This is a genomic window from Streptomyces sp. NBC_00873 (assembly GCF_045207415.1).
In the GTDB taxonomy this organism is placed as follows: domain Bacteria; phylum Actinomycetota; class Actinomycetes; order Streptomycetales; family Streptomycetaceae; genus Streptomyces.
The window spans coordinates 4,267,047-4,288,601 of the sequence record NZ_CP108803.1 but is presented as its reverse complement, the minus strand read 5'-3'; the positions used below and the strand labels follow the sequence as shown (position 1 = coordinate 4,288,601).

Annotated in this window: 19 protein-coding genes and 3 pseudogenes; 14 read left to right on the top strand and 8 right to left on the bottom strand. The window is 68.8% G+C overall.

Going from position 1 to position 21,555, the window contains the following annotated elements:
• The first annotated feature begins 56 nt into the window (after positions 1-56).
• Positions 57-1,484: a rifampin monooxygenase gene (gene rox, locus OH809_RS19595; protein ID WP_406515402.1), complete on the top strand. Its 1,428-nt coding sequence runs from the start codon at positions 57-59 to the stop codon at positions 1,482-1,484.
• Positions 1,485-1,789: 305 nt separating this feature from the next.
• Here the strand turns inward: rox and OH809_RS19590 are convergent, their stop codons facing one another.
• On the bottom strand, positions 1,790-3,991 hold the full coding sequence (locus OH809_RS19590; protein WP_406424664.1) for a recombinase family protein: 2,202 nt from the start codon (positions 3,989-3,991) through the stop codon (positions 1,790-1,792).
• A 313-nt stretch (positions 3,992-4,304) separates the two neighbouring features.
• On the opposite strand from OH809_RS19590, the pseudogene OH809_RS19585 reads away from it, so the two are divergent.
• A pseudogene (locus tag OH809_RS19585) lies at positions 4,305-4,427 on the top strand (IS5/IS1182 family transposase); the annotation flags it as partial.
• Positions 4,428-4,549: 122 nt separating this feature from the next.
• On the opposite strand, the gene OH809_RS19580 reads toward OH809_RS19585, so the two are convergent.
• The 3 genes and pseudogenes from OH809_RS19580 to OH809_RS19570 form a co-directional block, all read right to left on the bottom strand.
• On the bottom strand, positions 4,550-5,179 hold the full coding sequence (locus OH809_RS19580; RefSeq protein ID WP_406515401.1) for a hypothetical protein: 630 nt from the start codon (positions 5,177-5,179) through the stop codon (positions 4,550-4,552).
• A gap of 207 nt (positions 5,180-5,386) precedes the next feature.
• Positions 5,387-5,581: pseudogene (locus OH809_RS19575) on the bottom strand (IS982 family transposase); the annotation flags it as partial.
• Between the two features lie 88 nt (positions 5,582-5,669).
• On the bottom strand, positions 5,670-6,239 hold the full coding sequence (locus OH809_RS19570) for a GNAT family N-acetyltransferase (RefSeq protein ID WP_406515400.1): 570 nt from the start codon (positions 6,237-6,239) through the stop codon (positions 5,670-5,672).
• A 354-nt stretch (positions 6,240-6,593) separates the two neighbouring features.
• Between OH809_RS19570 and OH809_RS19565 the strand changes: the two genes are divergently transcribed.
• On the top strand, positions 6,594-7,328 hold the full coding sequence (locus tag OH809_RS19565) for a hypothetical protein (RefSeq protein ID WP_406421202.1): 735 nt from the start codon (positions 6,594-6,596) through the stop codon (positions 7,326-7,328).
• A 179-nt stretch (positions 7,329-7,507) separates the two neighbouring features.
• Positions 7,508-8,098, top strand: a complete 591-nt coding sequence (locus OH809_RS19560; protein ID WP_406515399.1) for a hypothetical protein — start codon at positions 7,508-7,510, stop codon at positions 8,096-8,098.
• A 398-nt stretch (positions 8,099-8,496) separates the two neighbouring features.
• On the opposite strand, the gene OH809_RS19555 is transcribed toward OH809_RS19560, so the two are convergent.
• Entirely contained in the window at positions 8,497-10,653 is a 2,157-nt protein-coding gene (locus OH809_RS19555) for a zinc ribbon domain-containing protein (protein WP_406516265.1), read from the bottom strand.
• A 219-nt stretch (positions 10,654-10,872) separates the two neighbouring features.
• Between OH809_RS19555 and OH809_RS19550 the strand changes: the two genes are divergently transcribed.
• The 8 genes and pseudogenes from OH809_RS19550 (at position 10,873) to OH809_RS19515 (ending at position 15,357) form a co-directional block, all read left to right on the top strand.
• Positions 10,873-11,376, top strand: a complete 504-nt coding sequence (locus OH809_RS19550; protein WP_406515398.1) for a hypothetical protein — start codon at positions 10,873-10,875, stop codon at positions 11,374-11,376.
• Complete coding sequence (locus tag OH809_RS19545) at positions 11,373-12,611, top strand: MFS transporter (protein WP_406515397.1); 1,239 nt, start codon at positions 11,373-11,375, stop codon at positions 12,609-12,611. The genes OH809_RS19550 and OH809_RS19545 overlap by 4 nt, the downstream gene beginning before the upstream one ends.
• A 126-nt stretch (positions 12,612-12,737) precedes the next feature.
• Positions 12,738-12,899 (top strand): hypothetical protein, encoded by a 162-nt coding sequence (locus OH809_RS19540; protein WP_406421206.1) that lies wholly within the window; start codon positions 12,738-12,740, stop codon positions 12,897-12,899.
• Between the two features lie 113 nt (positions 12,900-13,012).
• Positions 13,013-13,150 (top strand): annotated as a pseudogene (locus tag OH809_RS19535) (recombinase family protein); the annotation flags it as partial.
• A 94-nt stretch (positions 13,151-13,244) separates the two neighbouring features.
• Positions 13,245-13,493, top strand: coding sequence for a hypothetical protein (locus OH809_RS19530; protein ID WP_406515396.1), 249 nt, complete (start codon positions 13,245-13,247; stop codon positions 13,491-13,493).
• Positions 13,494-13,753: 260 nt separating this feature from the next.
• Positions 13,754-14,194 carry a helix-turn-helix domain-containing protein gene (locus tag OH809_RS19525; protein WP_266983195.1) on the top strand — a complete coding sequence of 147 codons (441 nt, stop codon included), beginning with the start codon at positions 13,754-13,756 and terminating at the stop codon, positions 14,192-14,194.
• Positions 14,195-14,221: 27 nt separating this feature from the next.
• Complete coding sequence (locus OH809_RS19520) at positions 14,222-14,908, top strand: hypothetical protein (RefSeq protein ID WP_406421208.1); 687 nt, start codon at positions 14,222-14,224, stop codon at positions 14,906-14,908.
• Between the two features lie 113 nt (positions 14,909-15,021).
• Positions 15,022-15,357, top strand: a complete 336-nt coding sequence (locus OH809_RS19515) for a DUF2516 family protein (RefSeq protein WP_406421209.1) — start codon at positions 15,022-15,024, stop codon at positions 15,355-15,357.
• Here OH809_RS19515 and OH809_RS19510 read toward each other — a convergent pair.
• The 3 genes from OH809_RS19510 to OH809_RS19500 all read right to left on the bottom strand — a co-directional run bounded on the left by OH809_RS19510 (position 15,339) and on the right by OH809_RS19500 (position 19,276).
• A complete protein-coding gene (locus OH809_RS19510; RefSeq protein WP_406515395.1) occupies positions 15,339-16,685 on the bottom strand; it encodes a PP2C family protein-serine/threonine phosphatase in 1,347 nt (448 codons plus the stop codon). The two genes, OH809_RS19515 and OH809_RS19510, sit on opposite strands and share 19 nt — an antisense overlap.
• A 526-nt stretch (positions 16,686-17,211) precedes the next feature.
• Complete coding sequence (locus tag OH809_RS19505) at positions 17,212-18,273, bottom strand: C40 family peptidase (RefSeq protein ID WP_406421211.1); 1,062 nt, start codon at positions 18,271-18,273, stop codon at positions 17,212-17,214.
• Between the two features lie 217 nt (positions 18,274-18,490).
• Positions 18,491-19,276 carry a class I SAM-dependent methyltransferase gene (locus tag OH809_RS19500; RefSeq protein WP_406421212.1) on the bottom strand — a complete coding sequence of 262 codons (786 nt, stop codon included), beginning with the start codon at positions 19,274-19,276 and terminating at the stop codon, positions 18,491-18,493.
• A 193-nt stretch (positions 19,277-19,469) separates the two neighbouring features.
• Between OH809_RS19500 and mshA the strand changes: the two genes are divergently transcribed.
• Complete coding sequence (gene mshA, locus OH809_RS19495; RefSeq protein WP_406421213.1) at positions 19,470-20,822, top strand: D-inositol-3-phosphate glycosyltransferase; 1,353 nt, start codon at positions 19,470-19,472, stop codon at positions 20,820-20,822.
• A 79-nt stretch (positions 20,823-20,901) separates the two neighbouring features.
• Positions 20,902-21,411 carry a YbjN domain-containing protein gene (locus OH809_RS19490; RefSeq protein WP_406421214.1) on the top strand — a complete coding sequence of 170 codons (510 nt, stop codon included), beginning with the start codon at positions 20,902-20,904 and terminating at the stop codon, positions 21,409-21,411.
• Positions 21,412-21,555 lie beyond the last annotated feature (144 nt).

The following is a 21,555-nucleotide window of genomic DNA, read 5'->3' as shown; positions in this document are numbered from 1 at the left end:
CGCCGGACTGCGCGGAGCAGCTGGCCGACATGGAATCTTGTTGAATGGGGGGTTTGATGATTGACGTGATCATTGCCGGCGGTGGACCGACAGGTTTGATGCTGGCCGGCGAATTGCGGCTGCACGGCGTGCACGCGCTCGTGCTGGAGAAGGAGGCGGAGCCGACCGGGCTGTCCCGCGCGCGCGGCCTGCACGCGCGCAGCGTCGAGGTGATGGACCAGCGCGGTCTGCTGGAGCGGTTTCTCCCGCTCGGCGAGCAGTTCGCGGTCGGCGGTTTCTTCGCCGGCATCGGCAAATCGTGGCCTGACCGGCTGGACACCGCACACTCGTACGTCCTCGCCATCCCGCAGAGCATCACCGAGCGTCTGCTGACCGAGCACGCCACCGAGCTCGGCGCCGAGATCCGGCGCGGCTGCGAACTGGTCGGGCTGAGCCAGGACGAACACGGGGTGACCGCCGAGCTGGCCGACGGCACGCGGCTGCGCTCGCGCTACCTCGTCGGCTGCGACGGCGGCCGCAGCACGGTGCGCAAGCTGCTCGGCGTCGGCTTCCCCGGTGAGCCCGCCAGGGTCGAGACGCTGCTGGGCGAGGTAGAGGTGGCCGTGCCGCCGCAGACGCTGGCCGCCGTGGTGGCCGAAGTCCGCAAGACTCACCTACGGTTCGGCGCCATCCCCATGGGGGACGGGGTGTACCGCATTATCGTGCCCGCCGATGGGGTGGCCGAGGACCGCACGGTCCCGCCGACCCTTGAGGAGTTCAAGCAGCGGCTGCGGGTGTTCGCCGGCACCGACTTCGGCGCGCACTCACCGCGCTGGCTCTCCCGCTTCGGCGACGCCACCCGGCAGGCCGAGCGCTACCGCGCCGGCCGGGTGCTGCTGGCCGGCGACGCGGCGCACATCCACCCGCCGACCGGCGGGCAGGGGCTCAACCTCGGCATCCAGGACGCGTTCAACCTCGGCTGGAAACTGGCCGCCGAGGTGGGCGGCTGGGCACCGGAGGGGCTCCTGGACAGCTACCACACCGAACGGCACCCGGTGGCCGCCGCCGTGCTGGACAACACGCGCGCGCAGATGGAGCTGCTGTCCCCCGAGCCGGGTCCCAGGTCGGTGCGGCGGCTGGTGTCGGAACTGATGGAGTTCGAGGAGGTGAACCGGTATCTGATCGAGAAGATCACTGCGATCGGGGTTTGCTACGACTTCGGCGAGGGGCATGAACTGCTCGGCCGGCGGTTGCGGGACGTCGGGCTGAAGCGCGGTCGCCTCTACGAGCTGATGCACGGCGGCCGCGGACTTCTGCTCGACCAGACCGGCCGGCTGTCGGTGGCGGGCTGGGCAGACCGGGTCGACCATGTCGTCGACGTCAGCGAGGAACTGGACGTGCCCGCGGTACTGCTGCGGCCGGACGGCCACGTGGCGTGGGTCGGTGAAGATCAGCGGGATCTGCTCAGCCGGCTGCCCAAGTGGTTCGGCGCTGCCGTCAGTTGAGCGCGCAGTCGTGGCTGTCCGTTCCCGGTGGGGATGAACTGGCGCCGTGCCTCTGAACGCGTCCCCCGGCTCGTGCCGGGCAGGCCCCGCAGGAAGCCGGACAGCCTCGCCGCGGACAAGGCGTACAGCAACAGTCCCTGTCGCCAGTACCCGCGGCGAAGGGTCATCCGGCACACCATTCCGGAGAAGAGCGACAGCCAGGCCGCCCGTCGGCGCAAAGGCTCACGCGGCGGACGGCTGCCCAGCCTCGACGAACAGCGGTACAAGAAGCGCAACACTGTCGAGAGAAGCAAGCCGCAGTGCTGTCATACCTGCGGCTCGGTTCCATCGCCGTCAGCTCCTTCCTCTCGCGCCTCTTCGTTCCCGGTGTTCATGCTGGCGGCCTGATTCTTCAACCAGGGGCGCCGGGTGTGCTGGCCGCGCGGCACCTGGTGCAGCGCGCGCAGGCGGTCGACCTCTGCCGGGTCGGCCCGGACGATCCTCAAGCCTGCCTGCGGGTGCAGGTAGCCGGTGGCCCAGCCTCGCCTGACCCAGGCATCCAGCGTGATCTCGGACATGCCCAGGTGCTCGGCGAGGTCGCGCAGCCACCACTCGTGTTCGTCCAGGTCGGGGCGGTGACGGTTCTGCTGCCGTGAGCGCTGGATGCCCAGGGCCCGCAGCAGGTCGTTGACCGCGTTCCTGGTGAACGTCTCGCAGCGCTTGGGCGGGCGGAAGCCCTCGGCGTTGAGGTGTTCGGCGATCTGCGCGGTCGTGCAGCCGGCCTCGACCAGTTCGGCGGCGCGGGCACGGAGCCGGGGGTAGTAGCTGAGCTGGGTCAGGCAAGCCACGGGCCGTGCCACCTGCGCATCGGTGCGGTGGCCTCCGGCCCAGCGGACAGCCACGTTCACCAACTCGCTGGTGCCCAGCACCTCGATGCGGACCTGCTCGACCAGATGCCGGATCAGCTGCTTGCGGTCCGCGTCGGTGGTGGTGGGCGCGTGCCAGATGCCCGGGACGTCAGCGGCCAGAGCCCTGATCTGTGCCCGTTCCTCGGCGCTGAGGGTGCGCGGGCGCACAGCGAGGAAGCGGTCGTACTCCTCGCCGAGCCTCTGGCGCTCGGTCATCGCCGTCTCCCAGTCCCTCTCTAACTGCCGTACCACCAGGCGGTTCTCCGGTTCGGCCAGTTGGTACTGGCGCCGTGCGCGGTCCACGGCGTAGTCGGCGCGCTCCAGACGCTGCCGCCAGATCCGGTCCACCTGGGCACGTTGCGTCTCGACCTGCTCGGCCGCGGCGAGTGAGACCTCCACCGCGGCCGGGGTCATCGCCTCCAGCAGCAGGGAGGCGACGTGCTCGTCGATGCAGCCCCCCGCCAACTGCTGGCACTGCCCTTGCCCGTAGTCGCTCTTGGCACGGGCGCACACATACGCCGGGTGCAGCTTCCCGCCCGCGCCACGCTGGTAGCGCACCGTCATCTTCATGCCGCAGCGGCCGCAGACCACCAGCCCGGCCAGCAGCGCCGGGCCGTCGCGCACCACGCCGATGCTCTCGGACCGGGCCCGGTTTGCGTCCATCCGCTGCAGGTTCCGTTCATGCTGTTCAACACTGATATAGGCAGGTAGCAGGCCCGGCAGGTAGACGAACCAGTCCTCGCGGCCGGTGCGCACCCGGCCGGTGCACGGCCGCCCCGCCTGCCGCCGGCGCGGATCGAGCCGGCTGCGGCCGTAGACGTAGATTCCAGCGTAGGCCGGATGCCGGAGCATGTTCTGCAGCGCGACCCGATTGGGCCGACGCCACTCCAACTCCCCACGCTCGGGGCCCTCCCGCAGCCGCACCCCGATCTGGATGTGGTTGTCGACCAGGTAGCACAGCACCGCGTTGACGGTCCCGAACCGCTCGAACAACTCGAAGACCAGACGCACCACAGAGCGCACCTGTTCGTCGGGATCCAGCACCGCCTCGCCCGAGGGACGCCGCACGAAGCCGATGGGCAAGGGCACCACCAGTTCCCCGCGCCGGGCCTTGGCCAGGCGTCCGGACCACATCCGCTGCTTGATCAGGTGCAGTTCCGCCTCGCTGATCGTGCCCTTCAAGCCCAGCAGCAGCCGGTCGTTGTGATCGCTGGGGTCGTAGACGCCGTCCGGATCCCCGAGAAGGGCCCCCGACAGAGCGCACAACTCCAGAAGCTGATGCCATTCGCGGCCACTGCGGGCCAGCCGGGACATCTCGATCCCCAGAACGATCCCCACGTGATCCAGGCCGACCTCGGAGACCAGGTGCTGGAAGCCGGGCCGGGCATCGATCCCGGACGCGGAATGCCCCAGGTCCTCGTCGATCACCAGCACCCGCGACGGAGGCCATCCCAGCGCGACCGCGCGCTCCACCAGCGCGTACTGCAGCCGCGTGGACTCCTGATGGTCCCTGACCTGCCCAGCCGTCGACTGGCGCACATATACGGCCGCGAGCCGGTCACGATGCCAGCGCTGGACCTTACCCTCCAGCCGTTCCCACGACAGCCCGACCATCGTCATCGTCCACACCCCCCTCCGTGCTCCTGAGCGGTGCCGTCGCCATGCGCTCCACCAGAAGACCCAGCAGACGCTGCACCACCACCCGGTTCACCTCCGGGAAGGACTCCCACCTCGGCGTCCCCGCTGTCGCGGGCCCGGTCTGGGGGGCACGGCCGCGTCTCCTCCAGCCATCGCGCCCCACCCCCCTCGCCTGCCCCGACCAGCCCCTCACGCAGCCGTCGGACTGTTCCGACCAGCGCCAACAGGGCATCAACCCCTATGACCGGGACATTCCCCATCCCGCTCGCTTCTATGTCAGTACTGTGGCTTGCTCCTTGAACGGGCTATCAACCGGCTGAAACAGTTCAGAGCGGTAGCAACCCGGTACGACAAGCGCGGCTACATCTTCCGCGGCACCGCCACCGCCGTAGCCCTCGTCATCTGGCTCCGCACATGATCGACCGGACAAGTCCTGGCCGGAGAGGCAGCTGTCGCAGATGGATTGCTCATCCACGGCACGGAACGGCTGGCTGCATATCCCGCAGAGGTCGGGAAAGGCGACGGTGAGGCATGTCGTGATCAGTAGACCCGCGGTCCGGCGTCGGTGGCCCGCACCGCGGTGGCTGCACCGACCGGATCTTTGCCCTTGAAGACGACCTCGCAGGAGTACTTCGACTTCGCATTCAGGGGCACCAGTACGGCGTCGGGAATGTCGTTGCAGAGCGCATAGTCCATGCTGTCGCCGCCGTTGCCGTAGAGCAGGCGGGCGACGCCGTCGCGGGTAAGGATGCCTTGGCGCGGGACCGCCTCGAACTCCACCATGTTGTCCGACCAGCCGGGCTTGTCGCCCACCGTCACGTCCCACTCCACCTTGAGGCCGTCATAGGCGGTCGTGCAGGTCACCTTCGTACCACCCTTTGGCTCCAGGCCCTTGGGACACGTGGCGGTGACCTTGCCCGCCGCCCGGGCCATGTCCAGAGTCTTACGACGCAGCTCGTACGCCAGGTTCTCGCCGAACGTCGCGTTGCCGTCAGGGGATGGCTTGAGCTCCTCCTCCGGCAGCGTAGGCGGCTTCGTCAGCCTCTGCGGTAGCACGGTTTCCACCGGTGCCGGCTTGGCGCCAGCATCGTTGGAACCCGAACCCTCGCCCCCGCACGCCGTGGTCAACAGGCCTATCGCAGCAGTAGTTACCACTGAAATGATCTTCATGCGCATGCCTGTCACTTTACCGGGGGAGCAAGCAGCGCCGAGTGGAGCGCGCGGGTAGGACTCCCGGCGCGACACTGTCGTCGACCAGCCACACCGCGGCAGCGGATGAACGTCTGCGTGGGGCACTTCGGCACTTCGTGGCAGCCGCAGGACTCACCGACGGCTCGGTGGTCCAGCCGTTGTCCGTCTAGATGAACGAGTCCAAGGTCAGTGGTCGAAGGCGGTCAGCGAGCGCAGGACGGGCTGACCGGTCCGGGCGTTGTGCCAGATGGCCGCTGTCAGGGCGAGGAGCCGTTGGAGGACTCGGACGGTGACCCCGCCGGGGGTGCGCCCGCCGTGTCCTTCGAGGTCCAGCTGGGCCTTGAGGGTCTGGTTGACGGATTCGATGAGTTGCCGCAGTGGCGCGGCTTTCTCGAACGAGTCGCTGGACCTTGCGGCGGGAAACTCCAGAAGCCGTCCGTTCACAGCGAGCTGCGTGAACTCCTGATCATCAGTCAGAAGTGAGCTGATCGTGGCTCGCAACTATGTGCTCGTCGTGCCACTCCGGAGTCGTCACTGTGCCAGCCTCCCAATCCCTGCGAAGGATCGCATAGCCGACTGCATCATGGACCGCCCCTTCAGCACCGGCCCAGGCATCGCGGTAGTGCGCCTCCTTGGCGTATCCGCATCGCTGGAACGTCCGCCGCATCGCCACGTTGTCCTGCCGAGTGGTGCCCTCGATCCGTCGGATCCGAGGGAACTCGTCGAACAAGTACCTCGTGATCCAGATCAAAGTCTGGCCCCCGAAGCCCTTGCCCCGCCACTGAGATCGGATCCGCAGGTCGAACAGTGGCGTTTCGTCGCCCAGGTCCATCAGGCGGATCAGCCCTACAACGTTGTCACCTGTGACGATCCAGAAGGTCCGGTTCTCCTCACTGTCGTAGACGCCGTCGGACATCCATTGTCGGATCCGGTCCCGGTCGATCACGACGGAGCTGTGGAACGGCCACGTATCGCTGGTGAGGAAGTTGATGAGGGCATCGCCTTCCGAGGGGACGAAGCGCCGGTAGGTGATCTCCACGGCCGCACTCTACGAGGCAAGCAGCCTCACCAGAAGTGATTTATCACCAACCCTCGTGGCGCACGTGGTCGTCCTGAAGTTCAGACACAGGCACTTACCTTGTTCCTTATCTTCCTGACCGGAAAACTCCACGGTGAGACGGGTACGGCGAGGTAGCCCCTGGTCGGTGACGTCGAGGGATCATTTGCTCCGACCAAGGCGCACGTGACCGAGACGAAGGGGTCCCGTGCCGGGCAAGGCTCCTCCGGACGGTCGCGACGCCGGTTGAAGGTGCTGCCTCGGGTGTGAGACTGGTGAGCTCGCGTATCCAACTGTCGCCAGTTGACCTGCCTGGCTCCGGAATCACTACTGGCCGTGACGCTCCGGGCGGGGGATCTGAGTGTCAGGGGCATCCGGTTGGATGAGCACGTGACTGTCTATGACGTAGCTCGCCAGCTTCCCACCATCGCCGACCTGCGGGACCTGTGCCGCTCACTGGCGATGCTCGATGCGATCCTGAGCCCGGACTGGGAGAGACGGTACTACTCCTTCAACGCCGGCTGGGCCGATGGTGAAGAGATGGCCTCGATGCGCAACGGATCGGGTGACGAGTACTCCATCGTGTTCTCGCCAGCCGGGGCCTACGTCCGCGGCTTCGACCACGAAGCGCCGATGAGCCCGTATGGCAACGATGGCGAGCCCTGGCCGGGAGTGATCGACGATGTCCCGGAGGCTTTCAGACCCTTTGTCGAGGATCCGGCCTTCACCGACGAGGACGACGTGCCCGTCGTGACGGCCTGCTTGTGGCGGGGGGCGACGGACGATCGGTGGCAGCACGGCACGATCGACTTCCCTGCCGGTCGTGCCGACGCTGACGGGGCAACGGCTCTGTTCGAGCTCTTGGTCGACCGTTCGCCGGAAGCGTTCCAGGGCTTCGCTGAGGACTACTACGAGGTCCCCGTGGACCTGGAAGCAGTGTGCGACGTGTACGCCTTGCGACCTCTGAGCCAGAAACTCGTGTCATCACTGAACTCGGAGGTCACCCTCGCCGACCTGGCCGAGGACATCGCAGAGATCGGCTACCCGCAGCCGGACCGGGACACGACCTGAACTTCAACTGTCGCTGGGCAAGCGAGTCCTCCTCGCTCCCTGACCAGGGTCCGTGGTCGCTAAGCGCGCTTTGACGGGCAGATTGCCGCCAGCCAGCTCCAGGGATGACCCGCACCACCCCTGCGAGGACAATCCAACCAGGTGTCCGGGGTGTCAGTAGCGCGCTGTACGTTGCGGCCATGGGCGTATATCTGGTCAGTGTTGGCGCGGAGGAATGGTTTGGTGAGGAAGAGGATGGGTGGGGGGAAATCGCCGCGGCGCTGAACCACGAGCTGCGGCAACAGGGGCTGCCGCCCTATGAGTCCGTGCCGGAGGAGATGGACTTCGTTCGCGGTTCGGGGCAGGCTTTCGAGGAGAAACTGATCCCCTCGATGGACGGGTTTGGGACGCTATGTCAAACGCACCTGTCACGAGGGGAAGTGGAGACTGTCTGCGGCTGGACGGTGCTGGTGCCGTTCTCGCTCGACGAGGAGATCTGGTTGCCCATTGACTCCAGCTATTCGGAGTCGTCGACCATGGTCGCCGGTGCTCCTCAGGTACTGGCGATTGCGGAAAGACTGGCGACAGCCATCGACCTGCCGGCCGAGACCCCACAGATGTGCGACAACCTCGATCTGACCATGTGGTTCATGAACGGAGCAGCGAAGGAACTGGCCGCTGCCCAACCAGGCCCATGGAGCGATGACCTGGATACAGCCTTCTACGTCGCACTGTTTCTGCGCGCTGCCCAGCACTCGGTGCGGCGGGGCTGCCCCATCGTCTACGCCTGACACCTGCGTAGGGTCCTTGCTCGAACCGAGCGGTAGTTCGCGCCTTCCCCCGACATGCGAGTGACTGACAGCAACGTGGTCACGGAAAGTGAGCCAGAAACCGGGTTCCGGAGGCAGTTGGTGGTCTACCCAGCCAGAAATGTTGACGAGAAACGACGTCATTGCCGTCGTCGCTGCTTGCGTTGCGTGAACTATTCGCTGTGACGTGACGAGGAACGTCCGTAGAGGGTCAGCCGAGATACGGCCGAAAGGGATAGCAGGACCCCGGCGGTGTGATCGCCGAGGTCCTCGTGCTGTTTCGGGCTCACCACCGGGGCGGTGTCGTCTTCGTCGGGCGAGGCAGGGTTCCGGCCGAAGTCCCGCGTTCCGGCATGGGTGTCCGCGCTCCTGGCTAAGAGTCATCCCGTAATGGGATGCCGTCCGACCAGTTCCCGTTCGGGGGTGTCGCCTCTGGGCGGGGCGTTCCCTTCGTGGGTGGCTGTTCCGACGTGGGCCTTGTGCCGCTGGTTCGCGGGTCGGGTCTCATTCGGGGTGGGCCGGTACCGGTCGGTGGTGTTTTGCCGAGCAGAGGACCGCTGCCGGGGGATTCCCGACGCTTGGGCTGCCGCGTGGGTGCGGCCCCGGGTGGGGCTGGCACCGCGCTGCGGTTGACTCGACAGGGCCTCTTGCAGCCCTTGTGAGAAAAGAATCTGTGTGACGCGCGCCTGGACTGTGTCCAGGCGCGCCGTGCTGGGATCGTCCGGATCGGTGAGCCGGACGTGTGCGGCAAGGGCCGCGGAGACCACGTCCCGGTCGCCGACCAGGCCGCACGCCGGGCAGGTGTGTACCCGGTCGGCGAGTGTCTTGGACACGCTCTCGCCGCACATGCAGGTCTGGGACAGCTTGGTGGCGAACGTCGACGCCCGTGGTAGCCGGCCGCCGGTCTTGTCGCACTCGCGGCCGATCGCGGTGATGAGCCGGCCGGGGGTGGCGGCTTGCAGGGCTTTGCCCCACAGCCGGTACCACGTGCTGATGTTGCAGTCCTCGACGACCAGGTTGGCGCCGTGAGCTCCCACGATCCGTTCGGCGATGCGCCGCGCCCGATGGTCCCTTGCCGCAGCGGCAGTTGCCGCAGATTCGGCGAGGCGGGCTCGGGTGTGGCGGTAGCCGGCCGACAGGTTGTCTCTGCGGTATGCCTGCTTCGGGATTCCGGCTTTGTTGGCTGCCCGGGCGCCGCCGGGGACGTGGACGTTCCGTTCGGGGAGGCCGGCAGCTTGGCGGCGTTCGGCGCGGGCCTGCTGCCGCCTCGACGGCGCGTACTGCTGAGCGTTGGCGGCCCGGCGGGACCGGTCCAGGGCCCGTTTGCGACCGCGTTCCTTGCGGCGCGACCTGGCGAGTGCGGCGAGCTCTTCGTCGGTGAGCTCAACCCGGGAAGTGGCGACTGGACCGTCGGAGGGATCGAACGTGCCGGGGAAGGAGACGACGGACACGTTCGAGACGTTGCCGTCGATTCCACCGACCCGGGCGAGTTCCCTCGTAGCCCGGCGGCGGGCTCGGGTGGCCGAGGATGCGTAACCGCCTGCCAGCACCATCAGGTGCGCCTCGTACGCCCAGCCGCCGGGCGCGGAGGCGTCCTGACGGCGAACGAGGTCGACCTTGTGCCACGTCGCAGGATCGTTCAGAAAATGCAGCAGGCGCGGCCAACGTCCCGCACCGGAAGGCAGCCGCACGGGCAGAACCAGGTCGCCGCGCTGGGAGTCGGCGCCGCCGGCGAATACGACGGCCAGCGGACCGGTGTGGTCCCACCAGGTTACCGCCCGGGTCTTCAGCGTTCCCTTCGGTGTCACCTCACCGGTCGGGATGCGGCCGGACGGCCGGGCAGGCACCGGCAGCTGCCGCGGCTGTTCCAGGACGCTCGTCCCCGGCGGCAGTCCAGCGGCCTGCTGAGGTGTGCCCACCGACGGGTCGAGGTCCCGGTGCCGGTAAGTGTCCATGTGCCCGACAAGGGTGCCGTGCAGCCGGAAGGTCTCCCATTTTCGTGCCGTGGTGCGCGACCGGGCACGGCCAGGGATCCGGGTGTAGTTCCACCAGGTCCCGGTCTTCGGCCGGCCAAACCGACGGCCGGTCGCATCGGGAAAGAAGTGACGGCTGACGGCCGTCTCGAATACTTCGTCGGCCTGATGCATCACCAAAGCTTTAGTGACGTGATGCCCCAAGTGCCGGGAGGCTTCCATGTGACGGTACGCGCGGCGTTCCATTCCTTCACGGGACAGACCGAGCTCTGCCCGCCAGGATTTCGCATCGTCCTCACGGCGCACATCGCCGGCCCAGTACGCGTCGACCGCAGCGCGGGCATCACGCTGCAGGGCACGCTTGACCGACCACATCGCTGAGTACAGCTGCTCCAGGCGATGCAGGTCGTCGGGGTTGTGGACATCCAGCGGCAGGCGGATCACCGCCAGTTCGGTGTCCTCGCCACGCTTCCAGCGCGCGCTCTTGTTCTTCCCTCGGAACCGGCGAGCGGGAGCCGTGACGCAAACGGGTCCACTGGGGGTGGGCGCCACGGCGGACAGCATGCTGCTCACGGACTTCCCACCTCCTAGATCCTCCGCCAATGCCGACGCCGCGGCGACGGCATAAACCACGCCGTCGCCGGCGTCGCCGCGCTGCACAACCTCAAGCTCGACATCCGGTAGCCGCAGCACCCGGCCCGGCGAGACACGCCTCACCCCGCATTACGGGATAGCTCTTAGCGTGATCGTCGTCTGCATGCCGTACGACGAGAGGACTTGCCGGTGCCCGACCTGCCCACCCCGACGCGGCTGTCACCGATCCGCGACGACCACGCCGGGCACTTCCCGGACATCAACGGCCACCGCACGCACGTGCGGCTGCGGGTGTGGCCGACCAAGGACGGCGGGCACCTGGTGATCGCCACCGACCTTCAGCTGGGCGCCGGGCTGATCAACGCGGCCGAAAGCCTGGTGCGGGCCTGCGCGCGGGAGTTCGGCGAGCCGGTGATGGTGGTGCGGCACTACCCGCCGCACTTCCCTTGGAGCCTGTGGCACGGCGTGGCGCCCAACAACAGCGGCAACGTGCGCAAGTCGGTGATCCTGCGGTTCGGCCAACTGTGGATCAGGCCGAACGACCACGATCGGATGGCCGAGCACACCGTCGCCAGGATGACCAGGCGGCAGCGGCGTATCTGCGGGCACTTCGGTAGGCAGCCCGACCCCATGGACTGGTACTTTCCGACTGACCAGGCCACCATCATGGGCCGGGAGCAGGCAACCAGGTGACTTCTTCAGGCACGTCAACGCGTCTGGCACGGCGAGCGCTTGGCGCTGTCTTGGCGGCCGAGGCGGTTTCGGTCGCGGGAAACCGGATCGCCCTGATCGCGATTCCCTGGTTCGTGCTGGACACCACCGGTGATCCCGCACGGGCCGGGCTGAGCGGGGTCGCCTACTTCGTTCCCGTGGTGCTGGCCGGGATCTTCGGCGGCCCCCTGGTGGACCGCATGGGGTTCATCCGCAGCAGTGTCCATGCCGATCTGGCCAGCGGCATGACGGTGGCCGCGATCCCGGTCCTGTACATGCTGGGCCACCTGTCGTTCTGGCTGTTGCTGGTCCTCACGTTCGCTGGCTCGATGCTCGACGTTCCAGGCACAACGGCCCGCCGCTCCCTCGTGCCCGACCTGGCCGAAGCCAGCGGTATGCGGCTGGAACGGGCGATGAGCGCGCACGAGACAGTGATGCGTGTCGCTCAGCTCACCGGCGGATTACTCGGCGGCGTGCTCGTCGCAGCTCTCGGGCCAATCCTTGTGCTGTACATGGATGCGGCCAGCTTCCTGGTATCGGCCCTGATCGTGGGACTGACTGTGCCCCGAGCGTCGCCTCACAAGGCTCCGCACCTGTCGAAAGGCACGTCGCGGTACTTCGCGGAGCTCAGGGAAGGGCTGCGGTTCATCCGCGAGGACACGTTGCTGCCCCGGATCCTCGTGGTGTTCATGTTCGCCAACATGGCCGACAACGCCCTATTCACCGTGCTGCTGCCCACCTTGGCCGAGCAGGTGCTCGACAACCCGCTCGCCCTGGGGCTTTCGGTCGCTGCCTTCGGCGCCGGCGCCCTGGCGGGCGCGGTCCTGTTTGGTGCAGTTGGGCATCGGTTCCCCCGGCACGTAATCCTGACCGGCGCGTTGCTGATTTCCGGGGCCCCGAAGTTCTTCGTCATCGCTGCGATGCCCGGAACTCCCACGCTTGTCGTCACCATGGCTCTCGCCGGCATCGCTGCTGGACCAGTGAACCCGCTGTTGACCGCTGTCGAGTTCAGCCGTATTCCCTCGGAGCTCCGGGGACGCGTGTCCGGCGCGATCATGGCCGCGGTTGTGGCCGCGGTGCCGGTGGGCATTTTCGGTGCCGGCCTGCTGGTCGCCATGACCAGCCTCACCACGGCTTTACTCGTGATCGCAGCTGGTTATCTCCTGGTCAGCCTCTATCCCGCATTGCATCCCGCGTGGCGAGCCGCCATTCCATGACCTCTGGATCGATCGACCTGCCAGATCGGCGGTGGCCGGGCCGCCGCCGGCCGACACCACCGAGCGCGGCGCGCCTGTGGTCCCATAACTGTCGCCGAGGAGGCGATCCGGCGGGCGGCGGCGCTGGTGAAGAACAACCCACCGGACCTGATCAAGCTGCACCGCAAGCTGGTGCGCGAGCGGCAGGGCATCTCGCCCGCCACCGTGCTCGGCGCTATCCGCCAGGCCCCGGCCATCAACAACGACCCCACCATGCGCAACCTCCGCAACACTGGCGAAACCAGCTGATAGTCGTACGCACAGGGCGATTCAATCGCTCAAGATCGCCCTACTATCCCTTCCGGCCGTATCTCGGCTGACCCTCTTCGGGGAAAGATCGTTGAGGACGCAACGCCGCCGAGCTGACCGCGCTCGCCGACCACCTCGCAGCCCACGGCCTGGTCCTGGAGATGCTCGCCGGGCCCCTGGCCGGGATCTACGACCCCACCGGGCACAGCCGCCTCCTGTTTGCCTTCTTCGCAGCCATGGCGGAGACCGAGCGGGAGAACATCCGCGAGTCGATGCTGGAGGGGCTCGACACCGCCGCCGCGCGAGGGCAAGCACGGCGGTCGGCCGCCGGTCATCACCGACGACATGCTGCACACCGTGCTCCGCCGCCGCACAGGCGGCGAGACGGTCGAGCAGATCCAGTCCGACCTGATCATCCCCACCGGCAGGCGCAAAGGGCAGAACCCGAGCCTGTCCAGCTTCTACCGGGCCCTGGCCGAACACGAGAAGCGGGCGGCGTACCACGAAGCCGTCACCGCGGCGCACACCGACTTCGCCGCCCTCCAGGCTGCCGGGGGCCTTCCGGGACAGGCGCCGGGAAGCGCGTTTGACTGAGACGGTCCGGTCGCGTGCTGTCTCATCGGGTCTGCTCCGTCCGGCGCGTCTCGTCCATCTCATGGAATCTGCTCCGTTCCGGCCGTCCCGATCCGCAGGATCACGCCGGGTGGTCTCGGAGACCGAGCCCTGTGACACCAGAGCAGTGCCAGGGAGACGGGACAGTTCGCCGCCAAGTGGACAATCGGTCGCACGTGGCGGGGAACACTATTGCAAGCATGTGCTTGCAATAGTTAGCAGTGATGGCGCACTATCGAGTCATGGCATCACTCAACGTCGGCAATCTCGGTGAGTACCTGCGCGAGCAGCGTCGCAATGCGCAGCTGTCGCTGCGGCAGCTCGCCGATGCCGCCGGAGTGTCCAATCCGTATCTCAGCCAGATCGAACGCGGGCTGCGCAAGCCGAGCGCCGAGGTGCTGCAGCAGGTCGCCAAGGCCCTGCGGATCTCCGCCGAGACCCTCTACGTACGGGCCGGGATTCTGGACGAGCGGGAGCGGGAGGAGCTGGAGACCCGGGCGGTCATTCTGGCCGATCCCTCGATAAACGAGCGGCAGAAGAACGTGCTGCTGCAGATCTACGACTCCTTCCGCAAGGAGAACGGGTTCGAGACCGTCCCGGGGGACCCCGGTGACGAATCCGGCCTCAGCGCGGACGGCACGGATGCCGATACAGCTTCAAAGCCTTCACCACCCTCACACTGAGTCTGATGATCCGGGAGGACCACAGTCATGGCCATCACCGATGACCTGCGTAAGACCCTCACCGACCCGACCCCCCTCTACTTCGCCGCCGGTACGGCGGACCTCGCCGTAGAGCAGGCCCGGAAGGTTCCGGCCCTGATCGAGCAGCTGCGGGCCGAGGCGCCCGAGCGGATCGAGGCCGTGCGCAACACGGACCCCAAGGCCGTCCAGGAGAAGGTGACCACGCAGGCCAGGGAGGCGCAGGCCACCGTGCAGGCCAAGGTCTCCGAGGTGCTCGGGTCGCTCGACACCGATCTGAAGAAGCTCAGCGAGTCGGCCCAGGACCTGGCGCTGCGCAGCCTGGGAGTGGCCGCGGAGTACGCGGTACGGGCCCGGGAGACGTACGAGAAGGTCGCCGAGCGCGGCGAGCAGACCGTGCGGACGTGGCGCGGCGAGACCGCCGAGGAGATCGTCGAGATCGCCGTCGTCGTCGAGCCGCGGCGGGAGTCCGGGCCCAAGCCGAAGCCGAAGGCGGAGCCCGCCGCGAAGAGCGAGCCGAAGACCGCCGCCAAGGCGGAGACCCGGACGCCGGCCGCGCCCGCCAAGAAGGCGCCCGTGCGCAAGCCCGCGGAGGTGCCCACGCGCAAGCCCGCGGAGGTGCCCACGCACAAGCCCGCGGAGGTGCCCACGCACAAGCCCGTGGCGAAGAAGACCACGCCGCCGACCGCCAAGTAGCGCCGGGGACGGTGTGTACCGGGGCGCGGGGCGGGCACCTTTCGGGGTGGCCGGCTCGTTGTCCCGGTACCTTGGCCGCGAGGCGCTCATCCACTTATTAGGCGGTGCACACCATGTTGCTCACAGGATTCAGCACGCTCGTCTGGCTGCTCTACATGATCATGCTCGTCCTGGCCGTGGTCGCACTGTTCCTGGCCGCGACGGCCCGCGAGGACGCGTACCGTGCCGCGGACAAGCAGAAGAAGTCCTTCTGGCTGATCATTCTCGGCATCACCGTTGCCGTGAACCTCTTCGTGCCGATGCTGTTCCTGCAGCTCGCGGGCGTGGTCGCATCGATCGTCTTCATGGTCGACGTACGGCCCGCGCTCAAGGCGGTCTCCGGCGGCGGTGGCCGACGCGGCGGTTCCAGCAGTGACGGGCCGTACGGGCCCTACAACGGCGGGCGCTGAGCGTTCGCGGGCGACGGCGCCGATCCGGGGCGGGGGCGGGGGCGGGGGAGCGACGTGCTCCGGCTGCGGCCCCAGCTGCCGCTCCGGTCGCGGTCGAGCAGCAGGACCGCCACGTCGTCGGTCAGTTCGCCGCCGTTCAGCTCCCGGACCTCGGCCACGGCGGCTTCCAGCAGCGCCTCTCCGGTGAGCCCCTCCGCCAGTTGACGGTTGATCATCGCAACCATGCCGTCCTGGCCGAGCCGCTGCGTCTCGTTCGCCCCGACGCGGCCTTCGATCAGACCGTCCGTGTACATCATCAGGCTCCAGGAGCCACCCAGTTCGACCTGCCTGCGCGGCCAGCGGGCGCGCGGCAGCAGCCCCAGGGCCGGGCCGCCGTTCTCGTACGGGAGCAGCTGCGCCGCCCGCCCGTGGCGGGCGATCAGCGGCGCGGGGTGGCCCGCCAGGCAGAAACCTGCGTGGCGCCCGTCGGGGGTGATGTCGACGGTGCAGAGCGTCGCGAAGATCTCCTCGCTCTCCCGCTCGTGCTCCAGGACCTGCTGGAGCGTGGAGAGCAGCTCGTCCCCGCAGAGCCCGGCGAACGTCAATGCCCGCCACGCTATGCGCAGTTCGACGCCGAGCGCCGCCTCGTCCGGGCCGTGGCCGCAGACGTCGCCGATCATCGCGTGGACGGTGCCGTCGGGCGTACGCACCGTGTCGTAGAAGTCCCCGCCGAGCAGTGCGCGGCTGCGTCCTGGGCGGTAGCGGGCGGCGAAGCGGAGGTCGGAGCCCTGGAGCAGGGGGGTGGGCAGCAGCCCGCGTTCCAGTCGGGCGTTCTCCTGGGCGCGCAGCTTCGACTCGGTCAGCTGGTGCTGCGCCACGTCGGCGCGCTTGCGTTCGACGGCGTAGCGGATGGCGCGGGTGAGCAGCCGTCCGTCGAGCTCGCCGCGGAAGAGATAGTCCTGGGCGCCGACACGCACCGCCTCGGCGGCCAGCTCGGTGTCGTCCTCCGCGGTGAGCGCGAGGACGGCGTGGCGCGGTGCGATGCGCAGGACGTGCTTGAGGGTGGCGAGCCCGGCAGGCCCCTCAGCGCCCGCGCCGGCGCGTGTCTCGCTGCTGGGCGGCAGAGCCAGGTCCAGCAGGATGCAGTCGACGTCGTCCGTGAGGAGCCGGCCCGCCTCGGTCAGATTGCGGGCGGTGCGGATGCGCACCCGGGTGCCGGCCGCGGCCGGGAGCTCGGGGACGGTGAAGGTGCCCGCCGGGTCGTCCTCGATCACCAGGAGGGTGAGGTCGGCGACGTGGGTGGTTTCCACAGCGGGAACGGCTTGCTGCTGCGCTACGGGTACGGGCATCGGTTCGGTTTCCTTCCCTCCCCCCGAGGGCGCGGCGGAACGACGATCGACGACCCGCCAGACCGGGACGATAGCGGTACCGGACAGGCGAACGGAATGGCGAACGGCAAGCGACCCCTGGCATATGCGGAGCCATAAGCCGCGTCCCGTCACGGATCCGGCGCGATGTGCCCGCCCGGGACCGGGTGGGGAGACATGACGAACATCACCCTGCGGCGGGGCCGGGGGTGGCGTGGCTCACGGCGCGGGCACATGGTCCCGGTCACCGGGTGCGGGCGCGTGGTTGCGTGGTCCGGGTCACTGGTCGCGGGGGCTGGTGCGGGGGCCTTAGACCGACCGGCAATTGGGGGGCGGCGTCACGGGGCTGGGGCACGCACCTCGCGGCGTTGTCGTCCATCACCATGTTCCCCGAGCTCTCGGCTTCGCTCGAGCAGGGGAGGCCCCATTCGCCATGGCTCAATCCTCCGCCTTGCGATGCACGCACCCCAGCCCCGCTCCTTCACCCACCCCCAATTGCCGGTCGGTCTTACTTGTCCGGGCGGACCACCCCGAGGATCGCCATCGAGCCCGCGCCCGCCAGCGTGACATTCCGGCCCGGGCGCGGTGCGTGCACGATCGCGCCGTCGCCGATGTACATCCCCACATGGCTGGCGTCACCGTGGTAGATGATCAGGTCGCCGGGGCGCATGTCCTTGATCGCGATGTGCGGGAGCTGCCGCCACTGTTCCTGTGAGGTGCGCGGGATCGGCCGTCCCGCCGCCGCCCACGCCTGGGACGTCAGCCCGGAGCAGTCGTACGACCCCGGGCCTTCGGCCCCCCATACGTACGGCTTGCCGATCTGCGACGTCGCGAAGGCCACCGCCTTCTTGCCGCGCTCGCTCGCCTCGCGGTTGATCTCCTTGAGGGCGCCGGAGCCGAGCCAGGCGGTCTGTGCCTGGTACTCCGCCTCCTGCTCCAGCTCGAGGAGGCGGGCCCGCTCCTTCTTCTCCAGCTGTGATTCCAGCTTCTTCGCGGCGGCGATCTGCGCGTTGATCTGTTTCTTGGCCTTGGCCTGCTTGATCCGGTTGGCTTCGAGCTTCTTCCAGTTGGTGCTCGCGTCCTTGGTGTACATCTCCAAGTCCGCCTGGGTCCTGGTCAGTTCACCGAGGACCCCCTTGGCTGCCTGCTGGCCCTGCCAGACCCGGTTCATGCCGTCCATGAACATCTGCGGGTCGTCGCTGAGCATCAGTTGCGCGCCCGGCGGCAGCCCGCCGGTCCGGTACTGCTCGCGGGCCTGGGCGCCCGCCTTGCTCTTGAGGTCGGCGATCTTCGCCTGTCCCTCGACGATCGCCTTCGCCAGTTCGACGATCTCACCGGACTGCTTCTTGGTCTGCTCGTCTGCGAGGTTGTACGCATCGGTGGCCGCCCCGGCCTTGCGGTAGAGGGCGTCTATCTCCTTGCGCACCTCTTCGAGGCTTTTCTTCGGCGCCCCGGGAGAGGCGGTGGGGGAGGGTGGTGCGGGCGCCGCGAATGCCTGGGTCGGCGCGGTCAGTACGGTCAGCGTGCAGACCAGAGTGATCGCGGCAGCGGCACAGTGGCGTCGGTTCACGGACTCCCCCTCCGAACGGATCTGATTTACCGTCAGTAACTTCTTGCGACGTCGAGATCGTGCCATGCCGTACCGAAAAGCAACAGAGGCGTACAGCTCCTGTCCTGACGGATACTCGGGTCAAACGGGTCATGCCGGTGCGCGGGGATCGCTCCCCTTCGTCTGGGACGAACGACGCCCCGTCCGCGTTCCCGGGTGTCCCTCGAAGCACTCTCGTTCAGAGCCTGTCGGGCTCGGGCCGCAGCGCCGCCCATTTCACCGTGACTTCGCCCTGCCGCCACCGCCGTACCCCGTCCGTCAGCGGCCAGTCGTCCGAGAGCGAACGCACCGCGGTGATCCAGCGCTGCCGCGCGCCCAGTGAGGCGTACGGCGCCGCCGCGGCCCACGCCCGGTCGAAGTCGCGCAGGAACGCGTGGACCGGTTCGCCCGGCACATTGCGGTGGATCAGCGCCTTGGGGAGTCGTTCCGCGAGATCGGAGGGGCGGTCCAGGGAACCGAGGCGGGTCGCGAACGTGACCGTGCGCGGGCCCTCGGGGCCGAGCGCCACCCACACATGGCGGCGCCCGATCTCGTCGCAGGTGCCCTCCACCAGCAGCCCGTCCGGTGCGAGCCGGGCGCAGAGCCGCTGCCAGACCGCGGCGACCTCGCCCTCGTCGTACTGGCGCAGCACGTTCGCCGCCCGGATGAGGGTGGGGCGGCCGGCCAGCGGGATCTCGAAGCCGCCGTGGACGAAGGTGAGCCCCTCTTCCTCGTACGGTTTCGCCGCCGCGACCCGCTCCGGGTCGATCTCGATGCCGACGACCGCCGTGCGCGGTTCGGCGGTGCGCAGGCGGTGCAGCAACTCCACGGCGGTCCAGGGCGCCGCCCCGTACCCGAGGTCGACGGCGATGGGGGCATCGGAGCGGCGCAGGGCCGGACCGTGCGTGGCGGCGATCCAGCGGTCCATGCGGCGGAGCCGGTTCGGGTTGGTGGTCCCGCGGGTCGCGGTGCCGATGGGGCGCATGACAGCGAGCCTAACGATCCCTGGGGCGGCGACCTCCACGACCGTCGCGTCCGGGCAGGCGTGGTGACGCGCCGTGGCCGAGCGTAATGATTTGGTAAAGCGGAAATGAAAGGGGGCATTCCGCTGTTCCAGCCTTTCGATGGGGCTCCGTGTCCCTTCGGTGTCATGCCCTGAGCGAGGAGGACCGGACGACGTGAGCCAGTACGTCTCTCGGCTCGGCAGCAGCCGTATGGCGCCGCGCCTGAGGTTCCCCGGCGCCTTTCCCGGCAGCCACCGCAAACCCCGCCGCGTCGCGATGCTCTCCGTCCACACGTCCCCGCTGCACCAGCCGGGCACGGGCGACGCGGGCGGCATGAACGTCTACATCGTGGAGCTGGCCACGCGGCTCGCCGCGATCGGCATCGAGGTGGAGATCTTCACCCGGGCCACCACCGGCGCACTGCCCCCGGCGGTCGAGCTGTCGCCCGGCGTCCTGGTCCGGCATGTCGACGCGGGACCGTACGAAGGTCTGGCCAAGGAGGACCTGCCCGCCCAGCTCTGCGCCTTCACGCACGGCGTGATGCAGGCCTGGGCCGGCCAGCGGCCCGGCTACTACGACCTGGTCCACTCCCACTACTGGCTCTCCGGCCATGTCGGCTGGCTCGCCGCGCAGCGCTGGGGCGTTCCCCTCGTCCACGCCATGCACACCATGGCGAAGGTGAAGAACGCCGCGCTCGCCGAGGGCGACACCCCCGAACCGGCCGCCCGGGTCATCGGCGAGACACAGATCGTCAGTGCCGCGAACCGGCTGATCGCGAACACCGCGGAGGAGGTGGACGAGCTCGTCCGCTTCTACGAGGCCGATCCGGCGGCGGTCGCCGTCGTGCACCCAGGGGTCAACCTCGAGCGCTTCCGCCCCGCCGACGGGCGGGCCGCCGCCCGGGCCCGCCTCGGACTGCCCCAGGACGCCCTCATCCCGCTCTTCGCGGGCCGCATCCAGCCGCTGAAGGCCCCCGATGTGCTGCTGCGCGCGGTGGCCGTACTGCTGGACCGGAACCCCTCGCTCCGTTCCCGGATCGTCGTTCCGGTGGTCGGCGGCCCCAGCGGCAGCGGGCTCGCCAAGCCGGAGGGGCTGCAGAAGCTGGCGGCGCGGCTGGGGATCGCCGATGTCGTGCGGTTCCACCCGCCGGTCGGCCAGGACCAGCTCGCCGACTGGTTCCGGGCGGCGTCGGTGCTGGTCATGCCCTCGTACAGCGAGTCCTTCGGCCTGGTCGCCATCGAGGCGCAGGCGGCGGGCACCCCTGTCGTCGCGGCGGCCGTGGGCGGGCTGCCGGTGGCGGTACGGGACGGGGCGAGCGGTTTCCTGATCCCCGGGCACGACCCGGAGGCGTACGCACAGGCGCTGGCCCGGTTCGCCGAGTCGCCGGAGCTCGTCGCCCGGATGGGCGGGGCGGCGGCCGCGCATGCGCAGGGCTTCGGCTGGGACACGGCCGCGTCCGCGACCGCGGACGTGTACACGGCGGCGATGCACGAACACCGCCGTCGGGTCCGCGTCCACCACGTCTGACGCACGCGCCCACCACGGCCGACGCGCACCCGCGCCGGGGCGACGTACGCCCGCACCACACCTCACGTACGCTCACCCCATGGCTGACGTATCCGCCGAAGCGGCAACAGCGCAGGTCATCGAGGCGACGCTGAAGGACGCCGGGCTCGAATGGGAGAGCCCCGACCGCGGTACCTACGTGGTGAAGCTTCCCGGTACCCGCAAGCTGTCCACCACCTGCTCGCTCATCGTCGGCAAGCACTCGCTCTCCCTCAACGCCTTCGTCATCCGCCACCCGGACGAGAACGACGCGGCGCTCCACCGCTGGCTGCTGGAGCGCAACCTCCGCCTCTTCGGCGTGAGTTACGCGATCGACCGGCTCGGCGACGTCTACCTCGTCGGCCGGCTGCCGCTCTCCGTGGTCACGCCCGAGGAACTGGACCGACTGCTCGGCACGGTCCTCGAAGCGGCCGACGGCTCCTTCAACACGTTGCTGGAGCTGGGCTTCGCGAGCGCGATCCGCAAGGAGTACGCGTGGCGGGTGTCGCGCGGCGAGTCCACGCGGAACCTGGACGCGTTCACGCATCTGACTCAGCGGCCCGCCAACTGACCTCCCTCGCCGATGTCCTGGACCACGGCGCCGTACCCGACGGCTCCGCCGACGCGGCCCCCGCAATCAACCGTGCCGTCGCCGCTACGGCCGCAGAACCTCCACGACGCACAGCGGGCGCCGGCGCACCGACGCCCGTACGCG

Bases quoted from the DNA above. Each gene is read 5' to 3' on its own strand.
- rox (WP_406515402.1), top strand. From the start codon at position 57: ATGATTGACGTGATCATTGCCGGCGGTGGACCGACAGGTTTGATGCTG.
- OH809_RS19590 (WP_406424664.1), bottom strand. From the start codon at position 3,991: ATGACGATGGTCGGGCTGTCGTGGGAACGGCTGGAGGGTAAGGTCCAG.
- OH809_RS19580 (WP_406515401.1), bottom strand. From the start codon at position 5,179: ATGAAGATCATTTCAGTGGTAACTACTGCTGCGATAGGCCTGTTGACC.
- OH809_RS19560 (WP_406515399.1), top strand. From the start codon at position 7,508: ATGGGCGTATATCTGGTCAGTGTTGGCGCGGAGGAATGGTTTGGTGAG.
- OH809_RS19555 (WP_406516265.1), bottom strand. From the start codon at position 10,653: ATGCTGTCCGCCGTGGCGCCCACCCCCAGTGGACCCGTTTGCGTCACG.
- OH809_RS19530 (WP_406515396.1), top strand. From the start codon at position 13,245: ATGCTGCACACCGTGCTCCGCCGCCGCACAGGCGGCGAGACGGTCGAG.
- OH809_RS19525 (WP_266983195.1), top strand. From the start codon at position 13,754: ATGGCATCACTCAACGTCGGCAATCTCGGTGAGTACCTGCGCGAGCAG.
- OH809_RS19520 (WP_406421208.1), top strand. From the start codon at position 14,222: ATGGCCATCACCGATGACCTGCGTAAGACCCTCACCGACCCGACCCCC.
- OH809_RS19515 (WP_406421209.1), top strand. From the start codon at position 15,022: ATGTTGCTCACAGGATTCAGCACGCTCGTCTGGCTGCTCTACATGATC.
- OH809_RS19510 (WP_406515395.1), bottom strand. From the start codon at position 16,685: ATGCCCGTACCCGTAGCGCAGCAGCAAGCCGTTCCCGCTGTGGAAACC.
- OH809_RS19500 (WP_406421212.1), bottom strand. From the start codon at position 19,276: ATGCGCCCCATCGGCACCGCGACCCGCGGGACCACCAACCCGAACCGG.
- OH809_RS19490 (WP_406421214.1), top strand. From the start codon at position 20,902: ATGGCTGACGTATCCGCCGAAGCGGCAACAGCGCAGGTCATCGAGGCG.